At 44.0% G+C, this 11973-nt stretch carries 7 protein-coding genes and 1 pseudogene; 1 reads left to right on the plus strand and 7 read right to left on the minus strand.

Annotated features, from left to right (window positions below):
• Positions 1-500 precede the first annotated feature (500 nt).
• The 3 genes and pseudogenes from B5J93_RS13300 to B5J93_RS14375 all read right to left on the minus strand — a co-directional run.
• Positions 501-629, minus strand: a pseudogene (locus B5J93_RS13300) (transposase); the annotation flags it as partial.
• A complete protein-coding gene (locus tag B5J93_RS14370; protein WP_079324911.1) occupies positions 590-1255 on the minus strand; it encodes a hypothetical protein in 666 nt (221 codons plus the stop codon). The gene B5J93_RS14370 and the pseudogene B5J93_RS13300, both read right to left, overlap by 40 nt.
• Before the next feature lie 102 nt (positions 1256-1357).
• A complete protein-coding gene (locus B5J93_RS14375; protein WP_079324913.1) occupies positions 1358-1525 on the minus strand; it encodes an ESPR domain-containing protein in 168 nt (55 codons plus the stop codon).
• A 672-nt stretch (positions 1526-2197) separates the two neighbouring features.
• Between B5J93_RS14375 and ccoG the strand changes: the two genes are divergently transcribed.
• The gene (gene ccoG / locus B5J93_RS04315) at positions 2198-3547 is read left to right on the plus strand and encodes a cytochrome c oxidase accessory protein CcoG (protein ID WP_079324925.1); all 1350 of its coding nucleotides are present in this window, start codon (positions 2198-2200) and stop codon (positions 3545-3547) included.
• Positions 3548-4046: 499 nt separating this feature from the next.
• On the opposite strand, the gene B5J93_RS04320 is transcribed toward ccoG, so the two are convergent.
• The 4 genes from B5J93_RS04320 to B5J93_RS04340 all read right to left on the minus strand — a co-directional run bounded on the left by B5J93_RS04320 (position 4047) and on the right by B5J93_RS04340 (position 11828).
• Positions 4047-5750: an amino acid ABC transporter ATP-binding/permease protein gene (locus B5J93_RS04320; RefSeq protein WP_079324915.1), complete on the minus strand. Its 1704-nt coding sequence runs from the start codon at positions 5748-5750 to the stop codon at positions 4047-4049.
• Positions 5743-7584: a thiol reductant ABC exporter subunit CydD gene (cydD, locus tag B5J93_RS04325; RefSeq protein WP_115236685.1), complete on the minus strand. Its 1842-nt coding sequence runs from the start codon at positions 7582-7584 to the stop codon at positions 5743-5745. Before cydD ends, B5J93_RS04320 begins: the two co-directional genes overlap by 8 nt.
• Positions 7585-7688: 104 nt before the next feature.
• The gene (locus tag B5J93_RS04335; RefSeq protein ID WP_079324921.1) at positions 7689-8438 is read right to left on the minus strand and encodes a PP2C family protein-serine/threonine phosphatase; all 750 of its coding nucleotides are present in this window, start codon (positions 8436-8438) and stop codon (positions 7689-7691) included.
• Between the two features lie 54 nt (positions 8439-8492).
• Positions 8493-11828, minus strand: coding sequence for a DUF262 domain-containing protein (locus B5J93_RS04340; protein ID WP_079324923.1), 3336 nt, complete (start codon positions 11826-11828; stop codon positions 8493-8495).
• Positions 11829-11973: the final 145 nt, after the last annotated feature.

The raw sequence follows: 11973 nt of genomic DNA on the forward strand, positions 1-11973 counted from the left end.
GGGTTTGTGGGGTGTATGTTGCCATACCACCGGTTAGCATTGACTTGCCAGCAATATAAAGCTTGTGGTAGGAGCCATTGCCATCGCTGATGATACACCTGCACTGGCATCGTCTTCCACGTCATCAATGTGGGCATTTAACTGGTTGCCCACATTGATGGTATTACCCGCCAAATTAGTGATGGCTTCATTGGTATAATACAGCGAGAACCGTTAATGGCATCGGTTGAATCAGCAGACACCACACCTGCGGCAACATTTTGGATTTGGCGAGTTTGCCCACCTTTTGTACCAACACTTACCACGACAACAGGAGTAGTATTTGGTGCTGTTGTGCTGTTTGTAACACCGGCGACATTGACATCGTTGGCACCTGCATAAGTGTAGTTACCACCATCAGCTGTAGTATGAACACCATTTGAAGATGACTTATCACTCAAGAATACAGAGTTGTCAACCATTGCCGTAATATCACTACCCAGTGCCCAAACCCCAAAATAACACTTCAAACTCTCTTCGATTGTCTCAAACTCCGCCAAATGGCTCCTAAGCCACTTCTTAATGGTTGCCCAAGTATGTTCTATGGGATTTAGTTCAGGTGAGTAAGGTGGTAATGGTAAGATGATGTGTTTTTGAGCTTGTGTGCTGTGCCAGTACCGACAGAGATAGAGTCTTTAGCGGTAGCTTGTGCACCTGCACCAATAGCTATCGCGTTTACGGCAGTTTTACTACCTTTAGTGCCTGCTTTAGCATCAGAACCTACGGCAATGCTGTCGTTAGTATAAGCAGTCGCTTGATAACCTTGACTGATTGATTTGGTGCGGTCTAGAATATCGCCATCTGCACCTGCACCGCAACCTAAAGCAACGTTGTAGTTATTCTTAATAAACCGACCACTGTTAGAGCCGATAGCAATATTTTCACTACTCTTAGACAATGCTGTTTTGTCATTACCAACATACCTACCAACCTCCTTACCGAAGGCGATATTATTATCACCTGCAATGAAACCGCCTGAATTGGTGTCCGCAGAGATGTTCCTGGTAGATGACAATACTTTTGCATCAGCACCATCTGCTTTGAATGTGTTCGTATTGACATCTAGTCGAGCACCACTTTCCATAACACCGATATTGCTACTAGCCACGTAGCCAGCAGACCAGTTTCTGTTACCCCAAATGCGTGCACCAGAACTACAACCTGTGGTTACGTTATCAGCACCTTTAATATTTGTTGTTATTTGTTGTATCTGCATTACCACAAATTACAGAATTGCTCGCTACATCAAAATAACAAACGTTGCTATTTGCAGTTTGGCTGTTACCTGTCGCTGCCAGTGCAGGGGCGGATAATATTATCAACACTGACGAGATTGCACTAAAAGAAAAATCTTGCCCGCAAGTTTCGGCACTTCGCTTGAACCGACTGTCCCCGTTGATGATTTACCCTGTGATTTGACAAATTCACAGGCCGCTTGGAAAGTCTGGGTTGACTTATTCCAGATGACACGATAGATGTTGTTCATGACAATTCTTATTTAAATTAAAATAATGGGTAATACACCCACACCAAAAACTCATTTAAAGCCATTATAACCACAACAAACTGACAAAATTTGTCACCTTGCCATGATAGCTTAATACTGTGGCTATCGTCTTTTTGACAATAATCATGTACAGACAAAGGGAATGCATCACGATTTTGCCCTTATGCCAATGCAGCTACCATTTGTCGCACAAAAGTCATACCCACACACTCGGATTTAAAGAAAATAGTGAACATTTTTACCAATAATTATTATTAATATAACAGATAGTAAGTAAATAGCAACAACCATTACAAGCAAAAACTCTTGTAAACACTTATCGCAAGACAATTAATCCTTTAAAAAATTATGGAAAAGGTGTAGAATATATTTATTCCAAATTGATAAAATCAGTATCAATGAGCCCAGCCAAGAGCGAATACTCGCCACAACAGCTAAGGTTATATCATGTCAGAGTCATCCGATAATTCTGTAAAAAACACAGAAACTGCCGAACCCGAAGTTTTTGACCCTAAATCAAGCGATACAGCAAAAAACTCGTCCGCTGAGCCACCCCCCGCTCACAAGCCTGATACCAGCACTACCCCGCCACCTAAAAAAACCAAAAAGCCCAAGCCACCGCCCGAGAAAATGATACCACATTCTAAGGACATGGACGCTACCAAGAAACGGGTGCATCCACGCTTTGTCTCGGGCAAATATCAGAACATCCGCCTAGTGAGCATGTACACCATTTTGGCGGGATTTTTGATACTGCCATGGATAAAATGGGGCGGTCGTCAGGCGATACAGTTTGATGTCGCCGAACCAAAGTTTTATATCTTTGGGGCGACTTTTATGCCACAGGATTTTTATTTCTTTGCCTTCATCTTTATGATTGCCGCCTTTACACTGTTTATGGTAACGGTCTATGCAGGGCGTGTGTTCTGTGGCTATGCCTGCCCACAGACCATCTATGTACACTTGTATCAACACGTAGAGAAATGGGTACTGGGCGAGCGTAATAAACGCATCAAGTTCGACAAAGAGCCTAATAGCGCTTCTAAGATTGGCAAAAAACTACTCGTTCATCTGATATGGGGTGTGATGAGTATGATTACCGCTGTGACATTCATGTCGCTTGTAGTCGGGACGGAGTACCTATTCTTTAATGGGGCAACGCCGTTCTTTATGGGTTGGAGCAAGATGACATGGATATTCTTTGGTATCATCACTTTTGTCACACATATGAATGCGGGCTACATGCGTGAACATATGTGTGTGCATTTTTGCCCTTATGGTCGCTTCCAATCAGTGATGTTTGACAAGGACACCTTACTTGTCTCCTATGACTATGACCGTGGCGAACCTCGTGGGGCTCGCAAAAAAGGCGACCACCCCGAAGGTTATGGTGACTGTGTGGACTGCACCATGTGTGTGCAGGTATGTCCTACGGGTATCGACATTCGTGACGGTTTACAAGTAGAGTGTATCCAGTGTGCGGCGTGTATCGATGCGTGTAATGAAATCATGGACAAGGTGGGCTATCCCCGTGGTCTGATTCGCTACACCACCGAACGTCAGCTTGTCCATAAAGAAAAAACCAAAATCGTAAGCTTGCGTATCTTTGCCTACATCTTTATCCTTAGTGTGCTGGTGGTGGTGGCAACAATGGTAGCAACAGGGCGTGACCCCTTGGAGCTTGAGATTCGCCACAACCGTAAGCAAATCAGCAGTGTCGGACGTGACGGCATGGTTGAGAACAGCTATGTCCTAAAAATCGTCAATAAGACCGATGAGCGACAAGTCTATAAAGTCAAACTAGAACCTGTCAATGGCTTGACCTTAAAATCTCGCTTTAAAGAGTTACCGCTCAAAGCCAACGAGCCTTATGACTTGCCTGTGAGTATCTTTGGCGACCCTGCCAAAATCAGTGGCACCATGCCCGTCACCATCACTGTCTACACCGAAGATGGTAAGTACAGTGCCAGCAGACAAGACGTGTTTGTCTATAAGCCCTAAACCAAGAAGTAACCAAAAAATAAAACCCTGTCAATGGCGGGGTTTTATTTTTATTGCTAAAATAGGGGCAATGTTTGTATCGTGAATTAACCGCAACCACATCAATTTTTCATTTTTTAATGATTATTTTTTAGGTTGCAGGGACGAAATTGCAATTTTCCCTTGGTAAATCAATCACTTATAAAAAGTCAAGAATGGAGTAGAGTTTTTTATTATGGCGGAGTACGTAATACGCACTTTACTGCCAATTGGTATATTTTGAAATTGAAGATTACACCCAGAAAACTTTAAAATTACCACAAACACAATGATGTTTGGGTGTAGGGGCGTGCTGTGCATGCCTATAAAAAGTGGTATGTTATCAAAGGACGTGCGGAGCCAGTCCCTACAAAGTCTGTGGTAAATATCAAGTTGGTTAGGTGTATATCAGACAATCAAAAAGGGCAAGATGACTTACCCTTTTTGGTGGTTAAATCCCATTCAAAACCACCCTGTTTAATCACCCCACACGCACCACATTCACATCGCCCATCTCGTCCCATATTTGGTGCGTGGCAATGGCAAGTACGCCAATCTCGCCTGCTTGTTGCATTTCCGTCAAGCTCTGCCATACCTGATGACGAGTGGCGCTATCTAGCCCTGCAAATGGCTCATCTAATAACAGCACTTTTTTGGGTGATAGAAGCAGACGAGCCAGTGCCACACGCCGACCTTGACCGCCTGATATCGCCATGCCGTACTCGCCAAGTGGCGTATCTAATCCTTTGGGCTGGTGCTTTGCCCAGTCGGACAGACCCACTTTATCAAGCACCGCCCACAGCTCATCATCAGTCGCTGACAGCTTACCCAGTCGTAGATTATCGGCAAGACTTTGGTCAAAGATGTCCACGTTTTGCCCCAAAAAGCCAAACGAGCGACCAAAATCCACGTTATCCATGTCTATATCACAAAGAGCTGATGTCCGCACCACCATCTCGCCACTCATGCGTGGCACTTCCCCTGCCAGCGTGGCAAGCAGTGTCGATTTGCCTGCCCCTGATGCCCCCATGATGAGCGTGGGCGTGGTTGGGGTGAGCGTGACACAGATACCGTCCACACTCATGATGGCAGACGGCATTTTTATGGATAAGTCTTTTAGGATAAGGGTTGGATTGTCATCTATCGGCTGTTTTTGGGGCGTGCTGTCTACACTCATCAGCTCATTGATACGTGCTTTGGCATTGACACTTCTACCATATGCAAGCGGCTCACCCACCAGTGCCGAGATTATCTCCATCAGCCCAAACACCCCAAGCGTCAAGGCAAGCACCATAGCAGGATTTAGGGCGGTATGACTGTTTAGCGTTGCCACTACAAAGGGGGTAATGCCCTGCTCAAATATCCGCCCTGCCGTCAGTAGCAGTAGCACCACCGCCAACGCAATGATAAGCTGAATGAGTGATTGGGCGTTACGTCTGGCTCGCAGGGTCGCCATCGTCAGCTGATGATGTCTCTCATCATACTCACTAAGCTCACGCACGCTGTCCCGCCATCTGCCCCACGTGATGAGAGCGGTTAGGGCAGGCAAGGTGTTGATGAGTTTGCTCTTGCGTAGCACCACAAGCTCACTCTCACGCCGTGCCAGTTGCACACCTTTATATAAGGTCATGACCGCAATGATGAGTGCCAGCCCCATGTGTAGCACGACAATCCACGCTGTAGGCATCATCACAGACACCGTAAGCGACAACACCGCCACCGCCACGACCGCCACCACAAAGGGCAACACCACTCGCAGTGGAAATGCGTCCAGCGTGTCAATGTCTTTGACCAGCTTTTGCGTGGTCTCGCTACTACCGCCCTTTTGCAGTCGCACCGATAACGGCAGTCTCGCCCAATGCGAAAAGAACTTCACTCGCAAATCACGAAGTAGCCCAAACACCGCATGGTGCGACACCATCAAATCGCCGTAACGGGCAAAGGTTCGCACGATAGCAAAACCACGAATAATCGCAGACGGCATAAGATAATTAAAGGCGTGCGATCCCACCGCCAGCACCCCTGCCACGCCTGCCATCGTGATAAACCACCCTGAGAGCATGACCAGTCCCAGTACCGACAATACCGTCGCTATGCCTAACAGCCATGCGATGAGCCACAGAAGCTTTTGGCTAAGTAATAACTCTCTTAGGCGAAATGGGCGTCTGCTTGGTTGATTAGCCATGTTGCACCGCCTTTTGTTGTTTTTGCTCATACAATGCCGTCAAGTCATGAACGACATCAAAGTCCACCCCTACCCCATCGTGCGTTACCCAAATCACGGTCTTGCCGACACTCACACGAGATAATAACGCCTTAATTTTCCCTGCCGTCTCGCTGTCTAAATGCTCGGTCGGCTCATCAAGTAGCCACACTTTGGCGTTTTGCAATAATAACTGGGCTATGGCAAGCCGCCTGCCTTGACCGCCTGATAGTCCACCGCCACGCTCAGCAAGCATGGTATTTATGCCATCTGGCAACTGACTGATGATGTCCCACAAGGCGACATCGTTTAGCACCTGCACCAGTTCATCATCGGTGGCGGACGGTTTGGCAAGGCGTAAATTATCCGCGATAGAGATTGGCAATAATGGCGTGGTCTGCGACAGATAGCCAAGCTGTGTTCTTAGCATATTCATATCAAGCTCGTCATACCGCACCGCCCTGCCATCAGTGTGAATGACTACATCACCAGCAAAGTCGCCAAAGCCAAGTAGGATTTGTAATATCGTGGATTTACCCACGCCACTTGCCCCCATCAAGGCGGTGCATTTGCCTGCATCAAAGGTTAGACTGATGGGCGATAATCGCACTCGCCCATCATCGCCAAATGCCGTAATGTTATTAAGATGAAAAGCGGGCGGACTGTCAAGATTGACCACCACATCACCCCCTGTTTTGGCTTTAAAATTTAGCATGGGAGCGATTGCCTTGGCACACGCCACCGCTTGCCCTTTGACATGATACTCTGCCCCCAATCGGCGTAGCGGAGCATAAAACTCTGGCACAAGCAGTAGGATAAATAACGCCGTGCCATAGCCTGTCAGCACCTGCCCCTTGCCCCACGGCAAAATCCCCATCAAGCCAAAACCCAAATACACCGCCACCAAGGCAATGGATAAGGCAGATAAGAATTCCAACACCGCACTGTTTAAAAAGGCGATTTTTAACACGTCCATCGTGCGTTTGCGATAATGCTCGGAGCTGTTAGCGATGTCTGATACGGCAATGTCCACCGCCCCAAGCTGTGATAAGGTATTGACCCCACGAATCCAATCCAAAAATCGCCCCCCAAGCTGTGCCAAGGCGTCCATCTGCTCACGGCTTTTACGAGCGGTAGCGATACCGATAAATGCCATAAAAATCGGCACAAGCGGTGCGGTAAGCAGTAATACCAATGCTGAGGTTGCACTATAAAACGCCACGCACCCCGCCAAAATCAAGGGTGTGGTAACCGCGGTCATCTTTTGGACGTGAAAGCGAGCATAACCAACCAAATGGTCAGGCTCATCGATGATTTTACTTGCCAATGCCCCGTCCGCCCCAAAATCACGCCTTGCCTGCCCAAGCTCACCCAATTTGACAAATAGGCGTTGTCTCACCGATTTGGCAACGGTTAGCCCCGCTTGGCTTAGTAAAACATCACGCCCATAGCCGATGGCAATGCGTACCGCCAAGCATCCAAACAGCAGTCCCAAATTAAACAGCAAGCCACTACCTGTTACCCTATCAGGGAGCGGTACGCCCTGCACAAAGCTCGTCAGCCACCCATCAAAGAGCCACACCAGCACACACGCCTGCCCCACCAGCACCAACACGCTGGCAATGTCTAGCAAATACGCCATCATCATGGCTTTTTTGACTGGCTTAAAAGTCGCCTTTAAAAAGGCATTTGCCATGATGTCTTCTTGGGAGCGTCTGGGTTTTTTGCGTTTGGATTTTGGCGGTTTTGGCGGTGTGGATTGCTCTATATGGGGCGGTGCTGTGGGCGATACGGTTGGGGTGATTGGCTCAGTCATGGTGTTATTATTGTCAAAATTTAGCGTTATATTATCGCTAAATTTGGGAATAATTTCAAGGTAAAAACAACGCTCTACAAGTCACGCCATCAAGACCGTCACACTCATGCCATGCATCGCACCACAATCAGACTGACGTTATCAAGCCATGCCTTTGCCCCAGATCGTTTTAGCTGTTTGATGCTGTCATTTAGCCATTCTTTTAGTGGCAGATCTTTTGTTATTGGCAAAAAATTACCTTCCAACACATCAGAAAAGCCATCACTACATAAGAGTAAACATTCGCCCGCCTGTAGCTTGATGTTTTGATGGCTTACCATTGCCACAGCCGATTCATCGCCCAAGCCATCAACACAAAAATATCCTGTCAGCGCCCCATAGCAGCTGGCATGATCACCGTCTTCTGCCAAATTCTGTGCTTTTAGTTCATTAATAAAACTGTGGTCTTGGGTTAAGCCATGCCAACCATCACGATATAAATATGCCCGACTGTCGCCCAAATGCTTAATCATCACACCGTCATTATCAGTATAGGCACAAACGAGCGTACTACTACTGCCATCAAAGCCCGCCTTACCCGCCAACGTATCATTTAGCCGATGTTGCAAACTGTCAAAATCCAACGACCCCTGCTCGCCATACATCTGCCGAACCAGTCTTAACAGCGTGCGTGATGTGATGTCTGACTTGGGACTGACTGCCACGCCATCTGCCACCGCCACACAAAAATCATCGCATTCATCAAGCGTTGAGATAACACCCTTATGCTGATAAATCTTGGTATTAACAAGCACGGCGTCCTGTTGATACGGCATCCCGCCACGCCAAGTTAGGGCTTGGATTTGGTAGGTCATATTCTCTCCCGATAGCCCAAAAATGGGGTATTTTATAAAATGGTGAATTGATATCTATGTAGAAATTTTCTCATTTAGAAGTTTAATCATTTTTTCACCGTGTTCTTGAATGGTATTTTTATCCCACTCCTTATAGGTAAACATCAGCATTTGCTTAATGCTGACAGACTGATGACGAGCAACTTTGTCTTTATATCCTGACTTTTTCTCATCGGGCATTCTGTTATTTAAGGACGAATTTTGGCTATGATTGATTAAGCACAGATTGCCAAAGCTATTAATAATTTTTCCATTCTCATCATCATTGTCTGATAATTTTTTGCCATTAACTGGATTTTGCGGATAATAATGCTCCACCGAATTTCTGGCAGTAAATTTAAACTTTTTTAGGAATTCTGACAAATCAATGCCCGCTTTAAAATTTTCATCATTTCGCCAACACCATCTGCCTTGCTTACGCCATAAAATATAATCCAAACGATTAAAGATAAAATTCTCAACATCTGTACCCTGATGTAAAAAATCACAATTTAAGACGCTTGTCCGCTCATCAACTTTTTGATAAATGATGTCAAAATACTCATCACCCTTACTACTTTTATCACTCGCATAATTATAAAAGCGATTAAAATAAAACTTGTCGCACAGCTCTTCCAAAAACTTAATATGCTCATTGGCAGGCAGCTTAAACGCACAGCCATTCGCCTCGTGTTTTTCCAGCTTTTTTCGACTTTCATCATTTAGCTGTTTTAGATAGGCAAATAGCCAATATTTATAGTTTTTGGCTGGGAATGAATAATGAAACATGGTTTGTAGCATTTTGATTTGCTTATCCTGATCAGCAACATCGAAAGCATTTGCATAATAATTATTTGAATTATTTTTATCAGACTTTTTAAATTGATATATATACCAATCATCTTTATTATCAAGCCCATCATGCTTAATCACATGGCGATCAAACAGTACCCGCACATTTAATAAATGCACGGCAAAGTCTTTGATGTCATCAACGCTCTCATACAAGCCAGACTGCTCAAATTGCTTAATTAGGTTTTTCTCATCTAAGCGATGAATGCCATTGTTGATTGCAATATCACCCTTTTTGTCTTTTAAAAATAAATACAACACCTGTACCAAAAAGTTTGGGAAATCAATGATGGAAGTAAAGCGTTCGGACTGCTTTACTGATTTTTCATTGATTGGCTGAACAGTGGACGGCTTTAAAATTTCAGATAATTTTTTAGGTTCATCATTAGGCTGTTTATCGTCACTGTTTTGTGATTTTTGAGCTTCTGGAAATTTGTTTTTTATATTCCCAAAATTCTCATACAACCGAAAATACTCACCCCCACTCTCAAATAATGCTTTTCGTTCATCACTAGAAAATGATGACACCGCATAGCGATTCATGTCCGAGCAGGCATTCCAAATGGCGGAAAATACCGCTTGGTCAGCTTGGTCTAGCTTACCCATCAGCTTAGCTTTAATGACTTCATGATGCTCCAGCTGTTCGCCACGATTATTCATGCGTTCAAAGTATTGATTTAAATCGGTATTTTCTGGAATTTCGGTGCGAATAATTTGCACTTGATCAAGCAATTTTTTCAAAAAATCTTGTTGATTTTTATTATCATGGACAAACAACTTTTTACCATCTTTTTTAAGATAATGATAAATCACCGCAATCTGACTATCCTTATTGTAATCAAGCTCTTCGTCTCGCTTGATAATATCCAGCTCTTTGCTAGAATTTTCCCGATGTTCAAAAGACAAACCCAGTCCAAATGAATACTCAAGCACCGACAGCAACAAAAATAAAGTCGTCAATCGCTGCTGACCGTCAATCACTTCAAAGCCATCATCACCCTTTTTGACCGTCAAACTGCCCAGATAATACTTACCCTGCTCATGGCGATGAATGTCGTCAATCAGCTGTGCCACTTCCTGCTCGCCCCACGCATAGTTACGCTGATAGATAGGAATGATGTATTTATCTTGACCATCAAACAGCTCTTTGATAGATAATCGTGCGATGCCTTGATTTTGCGAATTATTCAATTGTTTTTCTCCTAATTTATTAATCACCAAGCCTGATAGCAGTTTTTCTGCATATTCTGCATTTTCAAATTTAATATTTACCTGTTTAATCTGAAAATCCAGTACTTCATCAGGCATGCTAGCACAGCGAATGACATTGTACAGGCTGTTCATTTGCTGGTAGTCGCCATCGTTAAAAGCGATGCTGATGTCTTTCATGCCGTAATTTTCGATGGTTGCAAATGAAACTCGTGTTTTTTCAAGGCGTAATCGATACACCCACTGGGCAATTTTTCTGACCGCTCTTTTTAATTCGTAATCACCAAATTTATCATAATATGCCATCACTATAATCCGAAACAGCGTAAATAGATAAAAATCACCCACACGCCCTGTATTAGCTTGCAATGTCTGATATAGCGGCTCATTATTCTTATCTGATAAGGCAATTTGCTCATTATTCACCAGACCACCATCATCAAAAAGACTGCCATACAGCTGGCGATAGTTAGCAATATAATCAAAAAAGCCAACGCCATCAAACATAGGCATATTCATGTCAGGACTGGATAAATGGCGTAGCAAAGTTTGTATATGCCTCTCTTTATCTTTGGATTTTATCCCTTTAAAAATATCGACTTTTTGCCCATCAAAGTATTCAGCCGAACGAAATCTCCCCCATTCACGGTGGCGATATAAAATGTCATTGATAATCAACTTTAACGATATTGGATGTGTGATTGCCCGCTCCCATTGCTCAACTGTTGATTGAATGGCAGGTTTATCCACACCCACCATTTCTCTTAGATGGTATGCTTTTAACAAATCATAGGCTTCCAAACTTTTACCCCGAGAGTTTTGCGAATTAAAATACTGAAAGGCTTCGTCAATATCAGTTAAGATAACAGTTGCAAATGTGCATTTGCCAAGGATAAAGTCCTTAAAATCATCACCAAGCCCAAAATCCACCACATAGCTTTTTAGGTATTCATAATTTTGCTTGATATGCTCAACACTTTGACTGTGGTTAAATTTATTGTGAAGAAAATTAGGTTCACCAAATGGATTTTCATTATTATTCAATACATATAGCAACAAAAACAAACTGGTCAGTCGCTGTTGTCCGTCTACGATGTTATATTCATCTTTACCTTCATCTTTATGCAAAACAATCACGCCCAAACGGCATTCTTGGATTTTGTCCTTAAAATAAGAATAAATATCATCAACAAGCTGTTTGATGTGCTTGATTTGCCATTTATAGGGGCGTTGGTAATCAGGAATGGTTAGCTGATATTCAAACATCTTATTGATGGTTTTGATACTAACCTTTTCATCATTTTTGGACATGATAACTCCTTGGGGTTGTATGGTTTTTGGGGTTTGGCTATGCAGTACTTACTCGATGATAGGTATTATTGCACGTTGCTACGACAACCCTATAAGGCTCTTCAGCCCCAAGTTTTTGCTGTTTTTTACTTATATACCAACCGAA

Origin of the sequence: Moraxella equi (assembly GCF_002027555.1) — a bacterium.
Classification (GTDB): Bacteria; Pseudomonadota; Gammaproteobacteria; order Pseudomonadales; family Moraxellaceae; genus Moraxella; species Moraxella equi.

Bases quoted from the DNA above. Each gene is read 5' to 3' on its own strand.
- B5J93_RS14370 (WP_079324911.1), bottom strand. From the start codon at position 1,255: ATGCAGATACAACAAATAACAACAAATATTAAAGGTGCTGATAACGTA.
- B5J93_RS14375 (WP_079324913.1), bottom strand. From the start codon at position 1,525: ATGAACAACATCTATCGTGTCATCTGGAATAAGTCAACCCAGACTTTC.
- ccoG (WP_079324925.1), top strand. From the start codon at position 2,198: ATGGACGCTACCAAGAAACGGGTGCATCCACGCTTTGTCTCGGGCAAA.
- B5J93_RS04320 (WP_079324915.1), bottom strand. From the start codon at position 5,750: ATGGCTAATCAACCAAGCAGACGCCCATTTCGCCTAAGAGAGTTATTA.
- cydD (WP_115236685.1), bottom strand. From the start codon at position 7,584: ATGACTGAGCCAATCACCCCAACCGTATCGCCCACAGCACCGCCCCAT.
- B5J93_RS04335 (WP_079324921.1), bottom strand. From the start codon at position 8,438: ATGACCTACCAAATCCAAGCCCTAACTTGGCGTGGCGGGATGCCGTAT.
- B5J93_RS04340 (WP_079324923.1), bottom strand. From the start codon at position 11,828: ATGTCCAAAAATGATGAAAAGGTTAGTATCAAAACCATCAATAAGATG.